Origin of the sequence: Scandinavium hiltneri, from assembly GCF_024764835.1 — a bacterium.
Lineage (GTDB): Bacteria > Pseudomonadota > Gammaproteobacteria > Enterobacterales > Enterobacteriaceae > Scandinavium > Scandinavium hiltneri.
On record NZ_JALIGE010000073.1, the window covers coordinates 403,259 to 423,750 of the forward strand.

Sequence of the window (20,492 nt, forward strand, 5' to 3'; positions counted from 1 at the left end):
CATCACGCGTTGCCCTTGTTATAGGAAGGAGTGGGTTTACGCCTCGACGTCATGCCCGATGGCATGGTAACGACGATTGAACCAGACCAGCCCGCGCGGCTGCTCGCTGGTGCGGATCGCCTGCACCTGACAGTAAAAGACCGAGTGGCTGCCTACTTCGTGACAGTCGGCAATCAGGCAGTCGAAGCAGGCCACCGCCGAACTCAGCACCGGCGCGCCGCTGCTCAACACCTGCCAGTGGTCATGTCCAAAACGTTCCTCTGAGCGCAAACTGGCGTTAGCAAACACGCCCGACAGCGCCTGGTGGTCGCTCGATAACACGTTCACGCACAGCGTGCCGTTGCGTTTGAAGTGTTCATGAGCAAAGGAGTTGCGGTTCATGCACACCAGCAGAGTTGGCGGCTGGTCGGTCACGCTACACACGGCAGACGCCGTGAAGCCAAATTTGCCCGCCGGGCCGTCGGTGGTGATAACCGACACCGCGCTCCCCAGTTGGGCCATTGCGTTACGAAATTCAGTTTGCAGAGTCATGGGATATTCCTTACAAGTCGATAACCAGGCGGCCGCACTTCGACCGGGAACAGCACAGTAAAATCTGGTCGCCGTCGGCCTTTTCTTCGTCGGTGAGATAGCTGTCGCGATGGTCCGGATCGCCCTCCAGCACATCCGTCAGGCAGCTGCCGCAGATGCCCTGTTTGCAGGAGACGTTCACCTTCAACCCCGCCTGCGCCAGCGCTTCCACGATGGTCTGGTCTTCCAGCACCTGAACGGTTATTCCGCTGGTTGCCGCCACCACTTCAAACGCCGCACCGCCGGTTTGCACCTCGGCGCTGAAGCACTCCTGATGAACGTTTTCTGCCGCATAGCCGTGGCGTTTCGCCCCATCGTTTACCGCGTCCATCAGCCGCGTCGGGCCGCAAACGTAGACATGCGTATTTGGCGGCACATCGCTCAGCACCGCGTCCAGGTTCAGGCGCTGCTGGTCGCTGAAATGCAGATGCACCTGCCCGGCGTAGCGCGCACTTTCCAGCTGCGTGACAAACGCTGCCTGGCCGCGAGACCGGGCGCAGTAATGCAGCGTGAACGAACGCCCGGTGGCGTGCAGTTCGGCGGCCATCGCCAGCATCGGCGTGATGCCAATCCCGCCGCCGATCAGCAGACTGTGCCCGGCGCTTTCATCGAGGGTGAACAGATTGCGCGGTTCGCTGACGGTTATCGCGTCGCCTTCGCGCAGGGCATGCACCGCCAGCGAGCCGCCCTGCGAATTACCGTCCTTAAGAATGCCGAGCTGATAATGCTGGCGGTCCTGCGGGTCACCGCACAGTGAGTAAGGCCGAATAAGATCCCCGGTCAGATGCAGGTCGATGTGTGCCCCTGCGCTGAACGCGGGCAGCGCGATTCCGTCCACATGGGCCAGCGTCAGCAGAACCACCTCGCCCTGCAACTCTCGCCGGATAACCTGAAGTGTCAGCATGTTTTGCTCCTCAACGCATGAACAGACCGCCGTTGATGTCCCAGGTTGCCCCGGTGACAAACGACGCCTGCGGTGAAGCCAGCAACGCCACGGCCTGCGCGACAAACTCCGCATCGCCGAGGGTGCCTACCGGGATCATCTGCAACAGTCCCGCCATTTTCTCTTCCGGGACGATGGCGTGAACCGCCGGTGAATCCATCGGCCCGGGCGCAATGGCGTTGACCGTCACGCCGGATTTGCTCAGCTCGCGGGCAAAAATTTTGGTCAGGGTCAGAATGCCGCCCTTTGACGCCGCGTAGTGCGCGCCCGAGGCGGTACCGCCGTTTTGTCCGGCGAGTGAAGCCAGATTGATGATTCGCCCGTAGCCACGGCTGGCGAAGTAGCGGCCCAGGGTCTGACAGCCGACAAACGTGCCGCGCAGATTGGTGGTCATCACCCGGTCGAACTCGTCGACCGCAATGTCCATCACCGGCGTCGCCAGGGTCAGCGCCGCGTTGTTAACCAGCACCTCAAGGCGGCCAAACATCGCGAGTGTCGCCTCCAGCGCGCGGGAAAAATCCTGCGGCTGACGAATGTCCAGCGCCAGCGCCAGTACCTTGCCCTGCCCGTTATCGATCCGGTCGGCCGCCTGCTGCACGCGGGCGGCGTCCACGTCGGTCATCACCACCTGGAAGCCTTGCTCCAGCAAATGCGTGGCAATAACGTTGCCCAGTCCGGCAGCCGCGCCGGTGACTAATGCGGTTTGTGTCATAACGCGCTCCTCAAAGGATGTAGCCGATGCTGTGCAACACATCGTCGCTGTTCACCAGTCGGATAACCTTCTGCTCAATCAGCCAGCTTTCGCCGTGGCGTTGCAGTTGCCAGGTAATGTCCGCCGCGTAATGGCGGCTGTGGCCTTTGCGGTGCTCCCACAGGGATTGCGCCCCGCGCACCACAATCTGGTCGTCGGTCGCTTCCAGCACCCGAAAGCGCGACAGCGTGCGCAGCGTTCTGGCACGCGGAGTGGTGGAAATAGACTCCCCGCTGTAGAGGCGCTTCACCCGTTTTTCGCGCATGTGGTGATCGTCGCAGGCGTAGTTCAGGGTGTTTTTAAAATCGGTTTCCTGCGGGTCAATCGGCACCACGTACAGGCCGTCCGGCTGCCACAGCGTCAGCCAGGTCGTAAATTCGCCCTGGTCGAGCAAATCGCCTTCAAGATTGACCACCGCCATCGCGGTAAACAGGGCAGAATCTGGGGTCATCATTGTTCTGTCTCCGTCATCAATTTTTTCCACTGTTGGTAAGCTGCACGCATTCCGGTTTCGGCGCTGACGTCGCTGCGCAGTCCGTCGTCGGAACGGTATTCCCCCGCCAGCCCGCGGTTGAGCATGATCCACAAGTCATCGCCCGCGGTGGCCCCGCGCTGTACGCGCTCCCACGCCTCGGAGTCATCCGGCGTGCCGAAGCCCATCGGCCCCTGGAAATGTTCATGCAGACGCAACCGCGCCTGGTTGGCAATTTCCGGCCCGCCGTCCATCGTTATCACCGCATGGTGAATTTCGGTTTCTTGTACCGACACCGGTTGCAAGACGCGGAAGAACGCCATCGAACAGGCAATGTTCGGGAAAATGTTGAGGTTAAAACCGGAGCCGCCGACGGCACGCACAATGCGTCGGACCTGGTCTTCGTCGTGATCGACGCGTAGCGCGTCGGCCAGCTCAGTGAAGCGTTCAGGGATTGGCGCGTCGAGATTGGCGTCTAAATCCACCAGTTCCGGGATCATCACCATCACGCTGTGGCCGTTGCCCAAATCTTCGACGTAGCCGCTGCCATCGACAAAGTTGAGCATCTCCTCGGTTTGCTTATCGACCGAGCTTAAAAACGAACGGTGAACCACCGGGAAGTGATAGCCGTCGGTGGTGTTTTCGAGCTGAATCTTCCAGTTACCAGGGAAGCGGAAACGATGTGCCGGCCCGGTTTTAATCGGATAACCCGCGCCCTGCTTCATGAACAAGTCCATCCACTTTTTGGCAACGCCGAGGAAGTCTTCCAGCGGTTCAATCTGCTCATTAAAGGTGGCGAAAATCATTCCGGCGTATTGTTCGGTGCGCAGAGACACCAGCCCCAGCTCGCCTTTTTCCAGCTGGTCGGCGTAGCTTTCCGGGTGCGGCACGCCGCGCAGACTGCCGTCCAGCGCGTAGCCCCAGCCGTGATACGGGCAGACAAAACTGTTGGTTTTGCCACTGCGGTGTTCGCATACCGTGGCCGCGCGGTGGCGGCAGCGGTTGAGTAAGGTGTGCACCGTACCTTTGCGATCGCGCACCACGATAACCGGCTGAGTGCCGATTTCCGTGGTTTTAAAGCTGCCGGTGTCAGGGATTTCGCTGGCGTGCGCCACCCATACCCAGGTTTTGCTGAAGATGCGGTCCAGTTCGAGCTGGAACAGTTCTTCTGAGGTGTAAAGCGACGTGTGTACCCGGTCGGATTTCACCAGCGCCGCAATCTCCGCGCTCGTCAGCGTCGGTGGCGTCGCGGGATCGATATTTTTCACATTAATGATGTGATCACATTGCATGTCCATTCTCCTGCACGTCTTTGTTTTTATCAGGAACCGGTAAGGCATCCGCCGCGTGCCAGTGGTCTACCGGGCGGCTGAACAGGTTGCGAGTAGTGAAATGGCGCATCACCATCTCGCCCGCCTCGCGCACAAAACTCACATTGAGCTCTGCGGCGTTGAGATGCGCACCGCCTGCGGTAAATGCCGAGGTTTGCAGCATCAGCCAGCGGCCGCGCAGTGTGCCGTTCGGTTCATGCCACAGCGCTTCGGAACACAGGAAGTGCGCGTTCATCGCAAAATGCGCCGGTTGACGCACGTAGCCCGCCATCATTTTCACAATGGCGTCGCGGCCCAGATGACGCCCGAGCCGCGTGGCGTAAGGTTCACCGACGCCCTCCCAGCAGGCATCCACGCTGAACAGCGCGCCAATCGCCTGTACCGTTTCCGGGGTATCGAGCTGGTCGCATAAACGCATGTAATCGCTGATGCAGACCCGCGCTGCCTGATAGTCTTCGAGCTGCTGCAACCGCAGCGCATCCTGGGCGTTCATCGTCAGCTCCGTCAGTTCTGGATAATCAGTTCACGGCCCACGCGGGCCTCGATTTTGCAGTACTTCCACAGCTTGCTGCCGCCGTCGCCGACCGGGGTGCTACGGAACAGGTTGCAGACGGCAGCGACGTTTTCCAGACGCTCGGCGTCGGCTAACACGTAGGTGGTCCACGGCGCGGTGGTGGACGGGCCGACCATCAGCTGGTCGTCGTCCATATTGCCGATGACGGTGATGCCCGGCGTTTCATCAATGCCTTTCATCATCACGCCGAATGCGCCCCACACCTGTTTGGCTTCTGCCGGGCTGGCATCGAAAAAGTTCTGGTTCACGCCGATGCAAAACAGCACGCGTAAGGTTGTTGACTGGCTCATCTGTTGCTCCTTTCAAAAATCACAAGTAACCCGGCAGCGGTTTGCCACCAAAGAAGACCGTACCGGCATTGAGGTACGAGAGGTCGCCCATAAAGGCATGTTGGGTAATCACCATCGTGTCGCGCACGTAGCGTTGCAGCGGGCTGGTCATGGTCACGCCACCCATGCCATTGAGTGCCAGCGCCTGGCGTGCCACCTCGGCGGAAACCCGAGTGACGTGGGTCGATGAAAGACGCAGCGCGTTAATTTGTTCGCAACTCGCGTCTTCCCCCGCCAGCAGTTTTTGCCAGACATCGTCGATGGCGTCGTAAAACCAGGCCCGGGCGGAGCGCAATTCGGCCTCGCAGTGGGCGATTTGCATCTGCGCCTGCGGTCTGTCGGCCAGACGCGGGGCGCCGGTGACGGACTGCTGACGATGGGCGATGGCGTAAATTTCATTCAGCGCGGCCCGGGCCACGCCAAGGGCGACGACGGACAGCACCTGCGTCGCCAGCGACAGCACCGGATAGCGGTACAGCGGCCCTTCCAGATTCAGCGCTCCGCCGCGAATAAAGGTCCATTCGTGTGGCACAAAAGCGTCGTTGACCACCAGGTCATGGCTGCCGGTTCCGGCGAGGCCCACGGTGTCCCACACAGGGTCGATATGCACATTTTCCCGTGGCAGCACCGCCATGCGCGGCAACGCCTGTTCGCCGTCGGGCAGAATCCCGACGCCTAATACCGAAGCGCCCATGCTGCCGCTGGCAAAGCTCCAGCGACCGCTGACGCGATAGCCGCCGTCGGCCTGCTGCGCTTTTTGCGTCGGGAAGATGCCCCCTGCAAACACCACGTCCGGGCCGTCGCGATAGAGTTCTTTCAGGGTGTCCGGCGGCAGTGCGCCGAGATAAAACGGGCTCATGCCGAAGCTGGCGACCCAGCCAGCCGACCCGTCGGCGGTGGCGATTTGCTCGACCAATTCGCAGAACTCAGCCGGGGAGCATTCATCGCCGCCGTACATTTTCGGCACCAGCGCGCGGTAAACGCCGACCTGTTTGAAGCGGGCGATCACGTCGTCAGAAATATGGCGCTGATGCTCAAAATCGGCGCTGCGAGTGGCAACGTCACTCAACAGCGGAACCAGCGCTTCACGAATCGGTACGGCAGACATAGCTTCCTCCGGTTTTTGTTATTTGCGGCGCGTTCAGGGCGCACGAGGCCGCAATGAGTCGTACTCACTGAGTCATCAGGGAAAGAAAAGCGAAATTAAGAGATTAGTGACGTCGTCGCTGGGTCAGCCATTCGGCGGCCTGCACCAGCAAACCGTCGTGGCCTTTGGCCGCCACCAGCTGGAGAGCCACCGGGCGGCCATGGCATTCACCCACCGGCAGCGACAGTGCCGGGTGCCCGCTCAGGTTGAACGGTCGCACCAGCCGAGTGAGGTTGACCACGCTCAGCGGGTCTTGCGCCTCGTTCAGCGTAGGCGGAAGTTCCGGCAAGGTCGCCAACGCCAGCAAGGGAGTTTGCGCCAGTAAGGCATCGAGCTGCGCACTGAAATCGCGGCGAATCTGTTCGGCGGCGTCGAGCGCTTCCGGGCTGACGTCAGCCCCTGAGCGAATACGTGACGCCACGTCAGCGGACACCTGCCCGCTCGCCAGCAGCGGATTCAGCGCCAGCCAGTTTTCGTGGCTGATGATGGTCAGTCCAGCGCGGTGCGCGTCGGCAAACAGCGACAGCTCTGCGTCACGAGGCTGCACGGAATATTGTTCGAGTAAAGCCCGCAGGCAGGCATCAATTTCAGGGGTTGCAGCGGAAAGGAACGACATCGCTGGCAGCACGGACAAGGGTTCGTTGACAACAACGCCGAGTCGGGTCATCGCCTTGCGCAGCACCGCGGCATCACGGGTGAATACGCCGACGCAGTCCAGCGAGCTGTCCGCAGGCATTACGCCCTGGCGGCTCAAAACGCCGTAACCGGGCTTGAGGCCGATAACCCCACAGCAGGCCGCAGGCATTCGCACGGAGCCGCCGGTGTCGGTGCCGAGGGAAAAATCGACTTCGCCTGAGGCCACCACCGCCGCCGAACCGCTGGATGAACCGCCGGGGATCACATCAGGGAAGCGCGTGTTGAGCGGTGTACCGCCCCAGGCATTGATGCCCGTCACGCCAAACGCCAGCTCATGCAGCGTTGTTTTGCCAGTCAGTACGCAACGCTTACCCAGCAGCGTGGTAACCACGCTGGCATGGTGTTCGGCATCCGGGGCGTTTTCCAGTGCCCGACAGCCTGCCCGGGTCGGGAAACCTGCCACGTCCAGCGTGTCTTTAACCGCAAAACGAAGATCGCCCTCACCGAGGACAAACTGTTCTACAAAACCTTTGCTCACAGAAACTGGCTTCATGATTAATACCTTGACCAGAAAAAACGAATCATATTCAGGCGAGTCGTCAATGCGACCTTTTGTCCTGACTAACGTTGGATCAATCATGGAACATTTAGATGAATATTCAAGTAATCTTTCACGTTAATTTTACTAGCAAGCAACAATTCATTAACCTTTTGGAGTGAAAGGTTATTACGTCAGGCTGATGAAAAATAAAACAAAAATGGCGGAATTGAAGCGGAAAGTCGTCATGTTCAATGCTGACGACCTTGCTTTAAAAGATGTGTAATTACAGATGGTTATGAGAGGTTTCTAAGCGGATCACAAATTTGTCATTGCGTGGTTAAGGGTCAAAGTTCGTTGAGGTTATCGAGCACTTTTGCCAGCGAAAGATTCATTTTTGCGACCTGGCTGCTGGTCATGCCCTTGAACCCTTTTTCAAACACTTTGCTGGCCTGGGCGTAGGCTTCTTCCACTTTTTGCCGCCCGAGTTCAGTGAGCATCACTTCGGTTACGCGGGCGTCACTTTCGCTGCTGGCGGTGGTCACCAGACCGTCTTCGCGCAGGCGGCCAACGATTTTGGTGACCGTCGGCATTTTGGCCATCGCGTATTCCGCAATCTGCGAAATGCTGGCTTTGCCGTACTGGTGCGTCACCATCAACACCCGAAAACCAGAAACATCGAGCTGCGCTTTTTTCAGTGTAATTTCCATGAGTTGCGTGTAGCGCGCGTAGACATTCACAATCCAGTAAAACGGAAATTCTTCGCGATGGAAGCCAGGATCGGTGGCTGTGTCCTCAGCGGTTTTTTTTATGTTACTCATGCGTTTCCTTACCAGAAAAAAGCAGCAGATATCGCGATTATACCTGCGAATCCATGGCGGCTATAGCCTCAATGCGCCGTTAAACTGGGCAGCAAAAAGGGAAAGGAAGATTGTTGCATTACTGGCTTGACTTAAACTGTACCAGGTGTACTTTTCAGGACATGAAAAAAATCCTGATTATCGTCCCCGACGGCGGCATGTTGTTTGAGTCCGCCGGTATTGCCGACATTCTGATGCAGGCCAATCGCCTGCATCCGGAAGGTCCGGCGCAGCCGCGTTATCACGTGGCACTCGCTACCACCCAACCGCATCAGGTTATTCACGGCCAGTCAGGGTTAAATCTGCTGGCCGATCACCGTTTGCACGAGCTGGACCCACGTGAACCGCTGGACACCATTATCATTACCGGTCGCGGACAGGACCCGCTGGAATCCATCGCGGTTGTCGACTGGCTGCACCTTGCGGCTCCGCATGCCCGACGCGTGGCCTCCGTGTGCGGCGGCGCACTTTTACTGGCGCAGGCCGGATTGCTGGAAGGCAAACGGGCCACCACCCACTGGAAATTGCTCGACACGTTGAAAGCCGAATACCCGCAGATCAACGTCGAAGCCGGGCCGCTGTACGTTCAGGACGGCCACGTCTGGACTTCGGGCGGCGTCAGTACCGGCTTCGACCTCACGCTGGCGCTGGTCGAAGAAGACTATGGCTTCACCCTCGCCCGCGATATCGCCCAGGACATGGTGATGTACCTGCGTCGCCCCGGGGGACAGCTCCAGTTTAGCCGCTATAACCTGAAACAATCCGACGGACACGGCCCGTTGAACGCGCTGCTGGCGTGGATCCTCGACAACATCACCGCCGACCTGTGCGTGGAAAAATTGGCAGAAAAAGCCGCCATGAGCCCACGAAACTTTACCCGCGTGTTTACCCGTGAAACCGGAGCGTCTCCGGCCCGCTACGTGGCCGAAGCGCGTCTGGCCGCTGCCCGTGAGCGTCTGGAACAAACTAATGACCCGCTCGATCGCATTGCCGAACAGACCGGGTTTGGCAGCAGCATCAATCTGCGTCGCCTGTTTGAAAAACAATTGCACCTGACGCCGGGTGAGTATCGCCAGCGCTTTCATTGTCGCAAAATGGCGTAATATGATCCTTTTTTGTCGTTTACGCCAAAACCCTGCCCGCCTACAGTTACGCCATAGACAACAGAGAAGGAGTTGATCATGGTTAAGGTCGGTATTAATGGTTTCGGCAGGATTGGTCGCAACGTTTTACGCGCGGCATTCGGCAACCCCAATTTACAGATTGTGGCGATCAATGATTTAACGGACAGCAAAACGCTGGCGCATTTGTTGAAATACGATTCGTTGCTCGGCACGTTCTCCGCCAGCGTAGAAGCCGTCGAGGGCGGGCTGCGAGTCGACGGCCAGACGATAACCGTGTTCAGCGAACGCGACCCGGCGAATATTCCATGGCGCGACGTTGAGGTGGATATCGTGATTGAAGCCACCGGTTTATTCACCGATCGCGAAAAAGCGGCGGTGCACATCCACAGCGGTGGCGCGAAGCGCGTCATCATTTCCGCGCCAGGCAAAAATGACGATTTAACAGTGGTGATGGGCGTCAACCACCAGCTCTACGATCCGCAAAAACACAGCGTGGTGAGTAACGGCAGCTGCACCACCAACGGTCTCGCCCCGGCGGCGCAGGTACTTCACCAGCATTTCGGCATTCAACATGGCCTGATGAACACCACACACGCCTACACCAACAGCCAGGTTCTGCACGACCAGCCGGAGAAAGACCTGCGCGGGGCGCGAGCCGCAGCGCTCTCTATCGTGCCCTACTCCAGCGGCGCGGCGAAAGCGCTCGGCAAAGTTATCCCTGAACTTGACGGGCGTTTGACCGGCTATTCGCTGCGTGTCCCGGTCCCGGTGGTGTCGATTGTCGACCTGACCGTTACCCTTGAGCGCGATGTTACTGCGCAAGAAGTGAATGACGCGTTCCGTCAGGCGGCGGCTTCTGGCCCGCTAAAAGGCATCCTCGGCTATAGCGATGAGCCGTTAGTGTCCAGCGATTACCAGGGCGACCCGCGCTCGTCAATTATTGATGGCCTTTCGACGCTGGTGATTGGCGGCAATATGGTGAAAATCCTCGCCTGGTATGACAACGAATGGGGCTTCTCCAATCGCCTGGTCGACCTTGCCCTGCTGATGGCGCAGCAAGAACGTTAATCTGCTTCACCACGACTCCCGGGTAACCGGGGGTCAGTTCCGTCACATTCCTCGTTTCGTTTAATCCCCACAAAATTCGCTGCGAACGCGTGCCTTTGCTTATAAATCAATCCGATGTGCTAAAAATATCCGTGTTATCAGCATTGTATTGTTAAACAGGCTATGTAAAATCAGACAATCCGTGCTAAACACTTGTTAAATATATAGTGGAATCCCGGGTCAGAATGTTGTTTGCTCGGTGACTATCTCTGTGCGTCGTCTACGCCATGAGTCATCCCTGCTCCGCAGGCAGCACCATGACCATTGGGCCTAACCCCGATTTGCAGGGAACGTCTGAATGAAATTACGAAATCTCTTGCCTCTGTTGATAGTGACCGTGCTGGTCGGCTGTAAAGCCCCTGCACCCACCATGACCGACGACACGCTGGTCACAAGCCAGGTCAATGGCGTTACGCTGACTCACCGTTATATCGTTACCGTCCCGACAGAATTTACCCCTGTTAATGCCAGCTATCGCGCGCTGTACGCCGGTTCTGTCATGAATACTCCTGATTTTGGCGGCAAGGTTCTGAGCGAACTGGAAAACGGTAAAACCTATACCGTGCTCGGCAGCGTCCAGAACAACTGGCTGGCGATTGCCGAAGAAGACCAACCGGAGCTGATTGGCTACGTTCCGCCGCGCGCGCTGGTCAAAAGCGAGCTGTATGCACAGACCCTGAAAAAAGACCGGCCACGTACCCGCAAGTCGAGCAACAAAAAAACCACCTGCGTTAACGTGGACAGCAACAGCAAAGCTTGTCAGAACGCGAACAGCGGAACCTGGATAATTAACTAATCTTTATCCTGTTCCCTCGCTTGGGTTTACCCGTTTTTGAGACGCATAAAGGAAATCTATGAAACTCTGGCTTTCAGGTGTGGCGTTGCTGCTGGCATCTTCGACCGTATGGGCAGAGAACTACCGTTTTGTACAGTCACCTTCGCAGAAGCTGGATATCTGGATCGATAACATCAAGAGCAATTCACCGCAGAACTGGTGTGCGAAAGAGCTTCCGCTGCGCATTGTCGCCAACGGCGATAAATCCCCGTCGATCCTGACCGGTTTTATGCCACGTCTCGGCACGCTGCTGGAAAGTCAGTGCTCCACCCTGCAGCGCGTGCACTGGCGACTCGAAGACCCACAGGGTGCGGCGCTGGCCTTTGGTACCGCCGATCGCGCGAACGACTGGGATGTGAAAGTGACGCCGGTGATGGCCGACAGTCCGGCCATCGCGACGCAACCTGAGGATAAATCTACCCCGGCAGACCGCACGCCGTGGCAGGAATTTACCCTGCAGGATGGCTGTCGTCTGCGTACCTTCTGGGCTGCTAACGCAGGCGCATCTGCGCTGTTTATTCCTGAGGGCCAGTGCGAAAAAGGCGGCTGGTTAAGCGGTCGCAGCGACGTGATTCAGAGTGGCAACGCGGGCGAAAAACGCCTGCCGATGACCTTCGTGCACGGTTTCCCGGTGAGCGGTCTGCGTGACGGCATTGATGCCGACAACCTGCTAATAACCACCCTCAACAACGAGCGGATGGTGGTCAGCAATGAACAGGCACCGCAAAGCTGGATGATCCTGCCGTACAAACCAGAGCTTAACGCGTGGGCGGCCAGCGGCACCATTGCGGTTAAAGTGCCGCGTGAAATGGCGATGGATGAAGCCAATCTGCAAAAACAGCTCAATCAGGTGCGCAAAGCCTGGGCCAGTTGGCTGGCGCCTGATAGCCCGGTCACCCTGCTGTTGATTGACTCCCTGCAAACGCAGCTGCGTGACCCGGCGGTGGGTGCATGGCGCACACAGAATTGATCTTGTCACTTTTTGAGCAGAGATCCGTAGCATGACAGATAGCGATTACACACAGCGCCCGCCTGACGCTTTGCCGTCCGGTTATCGCTTTGATGAGTTTGAAATTCAGGATGTCATTGACGCCAGTAACGACAACATCGTTTATCGCGCCCTCGATCATCAGCTTGAACGCCAGGTCGCCATTCGCGAATTTTTGCCGCGTACCCTGACGGTTCGTAGTGAAACGCAGCGCCTGGTGCCGCGCAGCAAACAGGACCAGTCAGCGTTTAGCGTCGGCCTCGACGGATTTATTCAGGAAGCGCGTCAGTTGGCGCGTCTGAATCACCCGAACGTGGTGCAAATTCTGCGTTTCTGGACCTACAACGAAACGGCCTATGCCGCGACCCCGGTGTACAGCGGCATGACGCTGGCCGAGCTTTTCCAACATCATCCGGAACGCATTAACGAAGTGTGGATCCGCCACATGCTGCCGATGCTGTGCGGGGCGTTGGCTGCGCTGCATGAGAAAGGCTATATCCACTGCCGCCTGTCGCTGAACAGCATTCTGATTCAGGACAACGGCCTGCCGCTGCTGTTGGAATTTGGTGCCCTGCGCCAGAGCGGCGCGGAAAGTGGTGAGGTGAATAAAACCCTTCTGCATCCGGGCTTTACGCCGCTGGAACAATATTCTGATGACGCCGATAACCCGCCAGGACCGTGGACGGATATTTACTCGTTAGGTGCCATTCTTTATACGCTGGTAACCGGTAATCGGCCGCCAGCCAGCGTCACGCGCAGCATTCAGGATAACTGCGTACCGCTGGTGGAAAGTCGCCCGGAAGGCTATTCGCTTGAGCTGTTACAGGCTATCGACAGCACCCTGGCGCTGCGCCCGGAAGACCGTCCGCAGACGATCGCCGAATTTACCGCACTGGCGGGCATCAGCCTGAATGAGACTCACACTCTGCCAGCAGAAAGCCAGACCGGCTCGATGCTGATGGCGATTGAGCAAGAGCCACAGCAAGAGACTTCCGTCCTGCCGTGGTGGACGTCGTACCGCACGCCGTTGCAGATTGCCGGTGGCGTCGTGGTCGGTTTGATTGCCGGCGCGGTGTTGTTTGGTCAGCACGGGTCTACGGAGGTGGCGTCTAAAGCGCCAATGACGGGCACCGTTACCGCCGAAAACTCGGCTAAGCCGGTCGCAGCCGGTACCGCCCTCGCCCGGGTGTATATTCGTGTGGATGAAGGTGATCAGCTGGAAGTGAACGGCAAGGCGCAGAAAACGCCGAACCCGGTGAATGGTTATGCCTCGGTACAGCTTTCGTCCGGTCAGTACGTGATTACATTGCGTAACGCCAAACAGCCCCGCAGCGCCAGCATCACTGTCGATAAACCCGGCACGTGGTTGTTAAACCCGCAGGCGTGATCCTTTCATTGCAATGCCCGGCGGCGCAAGCTTGCCGGGCCTACAAAATTCACAAAATCGAAACGTTATTGGAATGCCTTACGACGGATAAACGGTCTGGGCAGGCAGCGCGCGTCTGTCCAGCTTATGCAGGCCGAGATACAACAGCGCGGTTCCCACCCAGCCAATAATCCACGACACATCATTCCCGGCAAACATCCACGTTAACGCCCCATGGAACAGCGGGTTTTCGATGAACGGCAGCTGGATAAGCACGCCCGTTACATACACCGCGATGCCATAAAAATTCCAGTAACCGTAGCAGCCTTTCGGGTCAAACAGCGCCGGGATGTCCACCGACTGGCGAGAAATCAGGTAGTAATCGCACAGACTGATGGCGCTCCACGGCACAAAGAATGCCAGCAGGAACAGCAGGAAATGGGTGAAATGTTTGAGGAACGCCGGTTCACTCAGCAGGGCAATCACGCAGGAAATCGCCACCATCATCACCACGAAAATCACACGGCATTTCGTGCTCAGCGTCACCTGCTGGCGGAAACCGGAGACAATGGTTGTCAGCGACATAAAGCTGCCGTAGGCATTCAGAGTGGTGAACGTGATTTTGCCAAAGCAGATAGCGAAATAAATCACCATCGCCATCATTTCGTTTTTGCCCAGCCCCACGATGTAGCTCACTTCATGGCCCGGAAAGGCGCTGCCCGCGATGGCCGCGGTGATGACGCCGAGGGTCATAGACGCCTGGGTGCCTAACACCGTGCCGCTAAAGACCGCAAAGAACGTCTTTTTGCCGGAGACGTTACGCGGCAGATAGCGCGAGTAGTCGGATACATAGGGACAGAATGCGATTTGCCAGGACGACGACAACGACACCGCCAGCAAGAAGTTTGGCAACGTGAAATGGTTGTTCTGCGCGATGGTGGCGAAATCAGTCGACAGCAGCAGGGAAACAAATAGCCACGCAAACGCCAGTACACCGACAAGGCTCGCCAGTTTGCCGAGTTTGTGAATGACTTTATAGCCCAGCACCGCGATGACGATAATCACCGCGCTGAAGATAATCATCCCGGCGTTGTTACTCACCGACAGCAGTTTCGCCATCGCCTGCCCGGCCAGCACCGTGCCGCTGGCGGAAAAGCCTACGTACATCACGCACACCAGCGCCAGCGGGATAACCGCCCCAAACACGCCAAACTGCGCGCGACTGATTATCATCTGCGGTAAGCCCAGACGCGGCCCTTGCAACGCGTGCAGCGACATCACGCCCGCGCCCAAAATCTGCCCCACCAGCAGGCCAATCAGCGACCATACCACGTCGCCCCCGAGCACCACCGCCAGCGCGCCGGTGACAATCGCGGTTATCTGTAAATTACCGCCAAACCACAGCGTGAACTGGCTGAAGATATGGCCATGACGCTCGTTATCCGGGATGTAGTCTATGGAGCGCGTCTCGGCGATGCGCTCCCGGGTGTTGCCTGCTTGGGTGTCGGTTGGTGAAAATGAAGACATAATTGCCTCGCTAAAATCCCGGTTGATGATTTTTAAGGGTTGCTACCGCTTTGGAGATTTCTGGTGCCAGCCAGCGATCCTCTTCCCACGGCGCGACCGTCTCACGCAGCAGCGCCAGGCTGTGACGCGTACCCTGAGCCAGTTTTTGCTCGCCGTGGAAATGCAGCGCCTGTGCCGCCAACAGATATTCAATGCCGATGATGTGATACAGATTGCCGATCAGCCGATGCAGCTTTAACGCACTGCCGGTGCCGAGGCTCAGATGATCTTCCTGCAACGCTGAGGTGACAAAGTTATCGAGCACCGCAGGCTGTGCGAGCTGTTTATTCTCCCCGCACAGCGACGCCGCCACATACTGGGCGATCATCATCCCGGAATTGACCCCCGGCCTGGCCACCAGAAATGCAGGCAGGCCGCTAACCAGCGGATTCACTAAGCGGTCAAGACGACGCTCGGACATGCTGCCCAGTTCCGCCATCGCAATCGCCAGCAGGTCACAAGCCATCGCCACTGATTCACCGTGTGGATTAGCCTGCGACACCACCCGCCAGTTGTCCGGCGTGCCAAGCACCAATGGGTTATCGGTGCAGGCGTTGAGCTCGGTTTCTACCTGAGTGCGCGCATGATCAAACTGGTCACGGCACGCGCCATGAACCTGCGGCATCGAGCGCAGGCTAAGCGCGTCCTGGGTGCGCACGCCGACGCTTTCGGCCAGCAACGGGCTGTCAGCCAGCAGCTGGCGCAGTCTTGCACCGCAGTGCTGGATCCCGGGACTGGCCTTCAGCGCCAGGATTTCGGCATCAAAGGCCACAATCTGTCCGCGCAGGGCTTCAAAACTCATCGCCCCGGTTACGTCGGCCCAGTCGAGCAGACGCTGTGCATCGTCGAGTGCCAGACACGCCAGGCCGGTCATGCACGGCGTGCCGTTCACCAGACTCAACCCCTCTTTTGCACCTGGCGAAATAGGCTCCAGCCGGGCTTGTGCCAACGCCTGCTGCGCGGGCACAACCTGCCCTTGCCAGCTGACGTCCCCGACGCCCATCACCGCGAGGCCGATATGCGCCATGTGCGAGAGATAGCCCACTGACCCCTGCGACGGCACCTGCGGCGTAATACGCTGATTCAGAAACGCCAGCAACTGCTCGACAATCGCCGGTGAAATGCCGGATTTGCCGTGGCTGTAGTTGGCAATCGCCGCGCACATAATGGCCCGGGTTTGCGCCTCGTCCAGTAATGGCCCGACCCCGCAGGCATGGCTGAGCAGCGTATTACGCGACAACTGGTTGAGCTGTTCTTCCGCCAGACTGATATTGCACAACGCGCCTAAACCGGTATTCACCCCGTACGCCACATGGCCCGAGGCGACGATCAGATTCACTATCTCCCGGCCCTGCGCGATGCGCGCCCAGGTGCTGGCACTCAGCGTTAAGATGGCGTTGCCGCGTGCGACGTGCGCCACATCCTGCCAGCGTAATGGCTGGTCACCCCATTCGATGGTTGCACTCACAATGGTTGCTCCTGGCGATAGTGGCTGGAGATAAACTGCTGAAAACGTGGCGAACCCTGCTCGCCAAACAGTGCGTCAGGTGCCCCTTCGCAGTCGATATTGCCCTGATGCATAAATACCACCCGGTTCGAAACATGACGCGCAAAACCGAGTTCGTGCGTCACCACCAGCATCGTGCGTCCCTCTTCCGCCAGGCTACGCATCACTTTCAGCACCTCGCCCACCAGTTCAGGGTCGAGCGCCGAGGTCGGTTCATCAAACAGCATGACGTCCGGGTCCATTGCCAGCGCCCGGGCAATCGCCACGCGCTGTTGCTGACCACCGGAGAGTTGCGCCGGGTAATAGTCTTTGCGGTTGAGCAGCCCGACGCGGTCCAGCAATTGTTCTGCCTGTTCGATGCATTCGCGTTTATTGCGCTTGAGCACGTAGTGCGGCCCTTCAATTACGTTTTGCAGCACCGTCATGTGCGACCACAGGTTAAAGCTCTGAAATACCATCCCCAGCCGTGAACGCAGGCGTTCAACCTGTTTCGGGTTCGCCGCCAGCTGATGCCCACGCGCATGTTGCTTCATTTCAATCGTTTCCCCGCCAACGCTGACCACGCCAGCGTCCGGGGTTTCGAGCAAATTAATACAGCGCAGCAGCGTACTTTTTCCGGAGCCGCTGGCGCCAAGAATCGAAATCACATCGCCCTTTTGCGCGTCGATGGAGATGCCTTTCAGCACGTCAAGCATGCCAAAGGATTTGTGAATTCCGCTGACCGACAGGGTGACTGGACGCGAATCGTGCATATTATTCTCCTTTGGTGACAGGCTTCAGCGCGAGGGTACTCGGGCTCTGGCGGGTATGCGGCGTCAGCCGACGTTCAAGCAAGGCGTACAGCTGGACAATAATAAAATTGAGGACCAGGTAAATCGCGGCAGCACAGAGGAACACTTCCATGGTGCGATAGGTCCGCTGAATGATTTGCTGAGCCACGCCGGTGACATCCCACACCGTAACCAGGCTTGCCAGCGCGGTGGATTTCACCAGCAGTATCGCCTCGGTGGAATACGCCGGGAGCGCGTAACGCAGCATCACCGGAGCGATAATCCGCCGTAACAGCAGCAGGCGAGACATCCCGCAGGCGCGTCCGGCTTCGATTTGCCCGACCGGTATCGCCAGCAGGCCACCGCGCAGGATTTCTGCGGTGTAGGACGCGGTACATAATGAAAGCGCCAGCACTGCGCAGATAAACGGCTCGCGTAATAGCGGCCACATAAAGCTGTGGCGGATCACGCCAAACTGCCCCAGGCCGTAGTAAATCAGGAACAGCTGAATCAGCAGCGGCGAACCGCGAAACACCAGAATGTAGCCGCGGGCAAAGGCACTCAGCGCGCGCCACTGACTCATACGCATCGCCAGAATGCCCAGCGCCAGCACGCCGCCGAGCAGGAACGAACAGATAAATAACCCCAGCGTCACCGGCAACGCGGCGCTCAGCTTGAGGAAAGTGTCAGTCAAAAAAGCCACGTCGATAACCATTTGCGCTCCTTAAGCCTGGGCCACAGTTCGGCGCTGCCATGCGCGATTGAGACGGGTTTCCGCCTTGATAAATGCCCTGTTCGACAACAGTGTCAGCAGCAAATAGCAGCCGCCACCAATCAGGTAGAACAGGAAATAGTCGCGGGTCGAACCCGCCGCAATCTGGCTGGCGCGCATCAGTTCCACGATACCGGTGACCGACACCAGCGCCGAATCTTTGAGGCTCATCTGCCAGACGTTGGACAGTCCTGGCAAGGCGTAGCGGAAAATTTGCGGCAACATCACTCGCTGCAAAATGCGCCAGCGCGGCATACCAATCGCCTGCGCGGCTTCGACTTCACCCGGCGACAGCGCCAGACGGGCGGCGCGGTACACCTCTGCCTGATAGGACGCTGAAATCAGCCCGATCGCCAGGGCACCAATCAGAAACGGTGGCACTTCGATAAAACCGTCAGCGCCGAACATCTGACCAATCAGCGAGATAAGCCCCGAGCCGCCGAAGTAAAACAGATAAATAATCAGCAGTTCAGGTATGCCGCGAAACACCACGGAGTACGCCGAACCCAGCCAACGGGCCGGTGCGCGATGCGACAGCTTCGCAGAGGCAATCACCCCTCCGACCAGCGCGCCCACCAGCAGCGCCGCCACGGAGAGCAACAGCGTGGTCAGCGTGGCGGTGAGGATCAGTCTTCCCCAACCGTCGTCCCCCAGACCCAGTAAATTGATCATCTTCAACCTCGCTTATGGGGTGACGTCAGCTTTAAACCATTTTTCGCTGAGCTTTTTCACCGTGCCGTCGGCCAGTGCGGCTTTGATGGCGGTGTCCAGTTTGGCTTTCAGGTCAGCATCCGCCGGGCGCACGCCCATCGCTTCGCCCTCGCCCCAGATTGGGCCGCTCAGCTGCGGGCCACTGAAGGTCAGATTGTTGTTTTCCGGGCGGGAAAGCGTGGAATTGGCGAAGGTGATGTCGTCGAACACCGCGTCGATGCGCTCGGACTGGAGGTCGAGAATGGCATCTGCGGAGTTGTTGTATTCTCGAATATCGGCCACGTCTTTGAAGTATTTGTCGATGAACGGCGTGTACACCGTCCCGGAGGCGATCCCGATGGTTTTGCCTTTCAGCGCGGCTTTCAGTGGCGCAATGGCGGCCTGGATCTCTTTTTCATCGTCGTGCAGTTTAATCACTGGCGCCGGCGGCAGGAGATTGCCTTTGATGGTGATGAATGACGCAGGCGTGGCTGCGTACGGCACGGTGAAACTGACCACTTTTTTGCGGTCCGGAGTAATCACAATCGCATCCATGATCACGTCATATTTTCCGGCATTCAGCCCGGCTATCATTCCATCCCAGTTCTGCACCACCAGCTTGCACTGGATGCCCATCCGCTGACACAGATTCTCCATCAACTCTGGCTCAAAGCCGCTCAGCTTGCCGCCTGGCAGGGTCAGATTCCACGGCTCGTACCCACCTTCGGTGGCGATGGTTATCGAGCTCCATGCTTTGGCATTCACGCCCCCGGCGCTCAGCAGTAGCCCTGAAAGCAGAGTGGTCAGACAGATCCCGCGAAAAGTGGTGCGCTGCTTCATGATGATTCTCCTGATTTCATTAGCGTATTTCATGCAATGGGGCATGGCGTGCAACAAATGACAGAACATGTATATACAACCATTGACTTTCCATCACACTCGTCGAATGATGGATTTGTGAGCCATGTTGTAAATAATTTGTAATCAAAATGAATCGCAAATGTGGCATTTAAACAGCTTAACGCGCAGAAAACCAGGGAGTTAGCCCAATGATTACCCCCTTTCAGTTCACCTCGTTACCCGTCACCCGCTGGAAAAACGGTGGCGGCGAAACCCGTGAAATCGTCAGTCGCCCCTCCCCCGACGCACCGTTTCTCTGGCGGGCCAGTATTGCCACCCTGAATGCCGACGGCCCGTTCTCACTGTTTGCCGGGGTGGACAGAGTGATTACGCTGCTGGAAGGTGCCCCACTGTGGTTGCGCGGTGTCGAAGTGAATCATCGGTTAGAACGCTGGCAACCGTGGGCGTTTCCCGGGGAGTGGCCGCTGGCGACGGACGGCATTCACTGCGTTGGCCGGGATTTCAATATCATGACCCAGCGCGAGCGGGCGTCAGCGCAGGTGAACGTGATCACCCAGGCATACACGCCAGGTTCATCAGGCGTCGCCCTGGTGCTGCAAGGCGCATGGCAGCTGGATAATCAACGTTATGAAGCCCAAAGCGGAATAAGCTGGAGTCAAACGCAACCGGGCGAGATGTTTCCGCTGACGCCCGACGCCACGCTGCTGTTGGCAGAAATCATGCTGTTTTAATGTCTTGTTTCTTTTCGATTTTAT

22 protein-coding genes are annotated in these 20,492 nt (G+C 58.1%); 6 read left to right on the forward strand and 16 right to left on the reverse strand.

Going from position 1 to position 20,492, the window contains the following annotated elements:
* Window positions 1-36: 36 nt before the first annotated feature.
* The 10 genes from MUU47_RS12745 to MUU47_RS12790 form a co-directional block, all read right to left on the reverse strand.
* Window positions 37-531 carry a flavin reductase gene (locus MUU47_RS12745; RefSeq protein ID WP_258988551.1) on the reverse strand — a complete coding sequence of 165 codons (495 nt, stop codon included), beginning with the start codon at window positions 529-531 and terminating at the stop codon, window positions 37-39.
* A gap of 10 nt (window positions 532-541) precedes the next feature.
* On the reverse strand, window positions 542-1,474 hold the full coding sequence (locus MUU47_RS12750) for a PDR/VanB family oxidoreductase (RefSeq protein WP_258988552.1): 933 nt from the start codon (window positions 1,472-1,474) through the stop codon (window positions 542-544).
* Window positions 1,475-1,484: 10 nt separating this feature from the next.
* Window positions 1,485-2,225, reverse strand: coding sequence for an SDR family NAD(P)-dependent oxidoreductase (locus MUU47_RS12755; protein ID WP_258988553.1), 741 nt, complete (start codon window positions 2,223-2,225; stop codon window positions 1,485-1,487).
* 10 nt (window positions 2,226-2,235) lie between these two features.
* A complete protein-coding gene (locus MUU47_RS12760) occupies window positions 2,236-2,715 on the reverse strand; it encodes an aromatic-ring-hydroxylating dioxygenase subunit beta (RefSeq protein WP_309578247.1) in 480 nt (159 codons plus the stop codon).
* Window positions 2,715-4,028 carry an aromatic ring-hydroxylating oxygenase subunit alpha gene (locus MUU47_RS12765; protein ID WP_258988555.1) on the reverse strand — a complete coding sequence of 438 codons (1,314 nt, stop codon included), beginning with the start codon at window positions 4,026-4,028 and terminating at the stop codon, window positions 2,715-2,717. The genes MUU47_RS12760 and MUU47_RS12765 overlap by 1 nt, the downstream gene beginning before the upstream one ends.
* A complete protein-coding gene (locus tag MUU47_RS12770) occupies window positions 4,018-4,560 on the reverse strand; it encodes a nuclear transport factor 2 family protein (protein ID WP_258988556.1) in 543 nt (180 codons plus the stop codon). The genes MUU47_RS12765 and MUU47_RS12770 overlap by 11 nt, the downstream gene beginning before the upstream one ends.
* Before the next feature lie 11 nt (window positions 4,561-4,571).
* Window positions 4,572-4,931, reverse strand: coding sequence for an IacB protein (locus tag MUU47_RS12775; protein ID WP_258988557.1), 360 nt, complete (start codon window positions 4,929-4,931; stop codon window positions 4,572-4,574).
* 19 nt (window positions 4,932-4,950) lie between these two features.
* Window positions 4,951-6,078, reverse strand: coding sequence for an acyl-CoA dehydrogenase family protein (locus MUU47_RS12780; protein WP_258988558.1), 1,128 nt, complete (start codon window positions 6,076-6,078; stop codon window positions 4,951-4,953).
* A 103-nt stretch (window positions 6,079-6,181) separates the two neighbouring features.
* The gene (locus MUU47_RS12785) at window positions 6,182-7,306 is read right to left on the reverse strand and encodes an amidase (RefSeq protein ID WP_258988559.1); all 1,125 of its coding nucleotides are present in this window, start codon (window positions 7,304-7,306) and stop codon (window positions 6,182-6,184) included.
* A 332-nt stretch (window positions 7,307-7,638) separates the two neighbouring features.
* On the reverse strand, window positions 7,639-8,112 hold the full coding sequence (locus MUU47_RS12790) for a MarR family winged helix-turn-helix transcriptional regulator (RefSeq protein WP_258988560.1): 474 nt from the start codon (window positions 8,110-8,112) through the stop codon (window positions 7,639-7,641).
* Window positions 8,113-8,273: 161 nt separating this feature from the next.
* On the opposite strand from MUU47_RS12790, the gene MUU47_RS12795 reads away from it, so the two are divergent.
* The 5 genes from MUU47_RS12795 to MUU47_RS12815 all read left to right on the forward strand — a co-directional run bounded on the left by MUU47_RS12795 (window position 8,274) and on the right by MUU47_RS12815 (window position 13,592).
* Complete coding sequence (locus tag MUU47_RS12795; RefSeq protein ID WP_258988561.1) at window positions 8,274-9,254, forward strand: GlxA family transcriptional regulator; 981 nt, start codon at window positions 8,274-8,276, stop codon at window positions 9,252-9,254.
* 78 nt (window positions 9,255-9,332) lie between these two features.
* The gene (gene gap / locus MUU47_RS12800) at window positions 9,333-10,343 is read left to right on the forward strand and encodes a type I glyceraldehyde-3-phosphate dehydrogenase (protein ID WP_258988562.1); all 1,011 of its coding nucleotides are present in this window, start codon (window positions 9,333-9,335) and stop codon (window positions 10,341-10,343) included.
* A 337-nt stretch (window positions 10,344-10,680) separates the two neighbouring features.
* Complete coding sequence (locus MUU47_RS12805; protein ID WP_258988563.1) at window positions 10,681-11,178, forward strand: SH3 domain-containing protein; 498 nt, start codon at window positions 10,681-10,683, stop codon at window positions 11,176-11,178.
* 58 nt (window positions 11,179-11,236) lie between these two features.
* Complete coding sequence (locus MUU47_RS12810; RefSeq protein WP_258988564.1) at window positions 11,237-12,187, forward strand: hypothetical protein; 951 nt, start codon at window positions 11,237-11,239, stop codon at window positions 12,185-12,187.
* A gap of 31 nt (window positions 12,188-12,218) precedes the next feature.
* Window positions 12,219-13,592: a serine/threonine protein kinase gene (locus MUU47_RS12815; protein ID WP_258988565.1), complete on the forward strand. Its 1,374-nt coding sequence runs from the start codon at window positions 12,219-12,221 to the stop codon at window positions 13,590-13,592.
* A gap of 78 nt (window positions 13,593-13,670) precedes the next feature.
* Here the strand turns inward: MUU47_RS12815 and MUU47_RS12820 are convergent, their stop codons facing one another.
* From MUU47_RS12820 to MUU47_RS12845, 6 genes are all read right to left on the reverse strand, one after another.
* Window positions 13,671-15,047, reverse strand: coding sequence for a purine-cytosine permease family protein (locus MUU47_RS12820; RefSeq protein ID WP_258988597.1), 1,377 nt, complete (start codon window positions 15,045-15,047; stop codon window positions 13,671-13,673).
* A 61-nt stretch (window positions 15,048-15,108) separates the two neighbouring features.
* Window positions 15,109-16,605: an HAL/PAL/TAL family ammonia-lyase gene (locus MUU47_RS12825; RefSeq protein ID WP_258988566.1), complete on the reverse strand. Its 1,497-nt coding sequence runs from the start codon at window positions 16,603-16,605 to the stop codon at window positions 15,109-15,111.
* Window positions 16,602-17,396, reverse strand: a complete 795-nt coding sequence (locus tag MUU47_RS12830; RefSeq protein WP_258988567.1) for an ABC transporter ATP-binding protein — start codon at window positions 17,394-17,396, stop codon at window positions 16,602-16,604. The genes MUU47_RS12825 and MUU47_RS12830 overlap by 4 nt, the downstream gene beginning before the upstream one ends.
* Window position 17,397: 1 nt before the next feature.
* Entirely contained in the window at window positions 17,398-18,129 is a 732-nt protein-coding gene (locus MUU47_RS12835) for an ABC transporter permease (RefSeq protein ID WP_159755637.1), read from the reverse strand.
* Between the two features lie 9 nt (window positions 18,130-18,138).
* Window positions 18,139-18,858 carry an ABC transporter permease gene (locus MUU47_RS12840; protein ID WP_258988568.1) on the reverse strand — a complete coding sequence of 240 codons (720 nt, stop codon included), beginning with the start codon at window positions 18,856-18,858 and terminating at the stop codon, window positions 18,139-18,141.
* A gap of 12 nt (window positions 18,859-18,870) precedes the next feature.
* Window positions 18,871-19,716, reverse strand: coding sequence for a transporter substrate-binding domain-containing protein (locus tag MUU47_RS12845; RefSeq protein WP_258988570.1), 846 nt, complete (start codon window positions 19,714-19,716; stop codon window positions 18,871-18,873).
* A 209-nt stretch (window positions 19,717-19,925) separates the two neighbouring features.
* Between MUU47_RS12845 and MUU47_RS12850 the strand changes: the two genes are divergently transcribed.
* Window positions 19,926-20,468 carry a HutD/Ves family protein gene (locus MUU47_RS12850; protein WP_258988571.1) on the forward strand — a complete coding sequence of 181 codons (543 nt, stop codon included), beginning with the start codon at window positions 19,926-19,928 and terminating at the stop codon, window positions 20,466-20,468.
* The last annotated feature ends 24 nt before the right edge of the window (window positions 20,469-20,492 follow it).

Excerpts from the sequence above, each read along its gene's own strand:
- MUU47_RS12830 (WP_258988567.1), bottom strand. The coding sequence starts at position 17,396 with ATGCACGATTCGCGTCCAGTCACCCTGTCGGTCAGCGGAATTCACAAA.
- MUU47_RS12835 (WP_159755637.1), bottom strand. The coding sequence starts at position 18,129 with ATGGTTATCGACGTGGCTTTTTTGACTGACACTTTCCTCAAGCTGAGC.
- MUU47_RS12785 (WP_258988559.1), bottom strand. The coding sequence starts at position 7,306 with ATGAAGCCAGTTTCTGTGAGCAAAGGTTTTGTAGAACAGTTTGTCCTC.
- MUU47_RS12805 (WP_258988563.1), top strand. The coding sequence starts at position 10,681 with ATGAAATTACGAAATCTCTTGCCTCTGTTGATAGTGACCGTGCTGGTC.
- MUU47_RS12755 (WP_258988553.1), bottom strand. The coding sequence starts at position 2,225 with ATGACACAAACCGCATTAGTCACCGGCGCGGCTGCCGGACTGGGCAAC.
- MUU47_RS12780 (WP_258988558.1), bottom strand. The coding sequence starts at position 6,078 with ATGTCTGCCGTACCGATTCGTGAAGCGCTGGTTCCGCTGTTGAGTGAC.
- MUU47_RS12765 (WP_258988555.1), bottom strand. The coding sequence starts at position 4,028 with ATGCAATGTGATCACATCATTAATGTGAAAAATATCGATCCCGCGACG.
- MUU47_RS12775 (WP_258988557.1), bottom strand. The coding sequence starts at position 4,931 with ATGAGCCAGTCAACAACCTTACGCGTGCTGTTTTGCATCGGCGTGAAC.
- MUU47_RS12795 (WP_258988561.1), top strand. The coding sequence starts at position 8,274 with ATGAAAAAAATCCTGATTATCGTCCCCGACGGCGGCATGTTGTTTGAG.
- MUU47_RS12750 (WP_258988552.1), bottom strand. The coding sequence starts at position 1,474 with ATGCTGACACTTCAGGTTATCCGGCGAGAGTTGCAGGGCGAGGTGGTT.
- MUU47_RS12810 (WP_258988564.1), top strand. The coding sequence starts at position 11,237 with ATGAAACTCTGGCTTTCAGGTGTGGCGTTGCTGCTGGCATCTTCGACC.
- MUU47_RS12760 (WP_309578247.1), bottom strand. The coding sequence starts at position 2,715 with ATGACCCCAGATTCTGCCCTGTTTACCGCGATGGCGGTGGTCAATCTT.
- MUU47_RS12840 (WP_258988568.1), bottom strand. The coding sequence starts at position 18,858 with ATGATCAATTTACTGGGTCTGGGGGACGACGGTTGGGGAAGACTGATC.
- gap (WP_258988562.1), top strand. The coding sequence starts at position 9,333 with ATGGTTAAGGTCGGTATTAATGGTTTCGGCAGGATTGGTCGCAACGTT.
- MUU47_RS12770 (WP_258988556.1), bottom strand. The coding sequence starts at position 4,560 with ATGAACGCCCAGGATGCGCTGCGGTTGCAGCAGCTCGAAGACTATCAG.
- MUU47_RS12850 (WP_258988571.1), top strand. The coding sequence starts at position 19,926 with ATGATTACCCCCTTTCAGTTCACCTCGTTACCCGTCACCCGCTGGAAA.
- MUU47_RS12745 (WP_258988551.1), bottom strand. The coding sequence starts at position 531 with ATGACTCTGCAAACTGAATTTCGTAACGCAATGGCCCAACTGGGGAGC.
- MUU47_RS12790 (WP_258988560.1), bottom strand. The coding sequence starts at position 8,112 with ATGAGTAACATAAAAAAAACCGCTGAGGACACAGCCACCGATCCTGGC.
- MUU47_RS12845 (WP_258988570.1), bottom strand. The coding sequence starts at position 19,716 with ATGAAGCAGCGCACCACTTTTCGCGGGATCTGTCTGACCACTCTGCTT.
- MUU47_RS12815 (WP_258988565.1), top strand. The coding sequence starts at position 12,219 with ATGACAGATAGCGATTACACACAGCGCCCGCCTGACGCTTTGCCGTCC.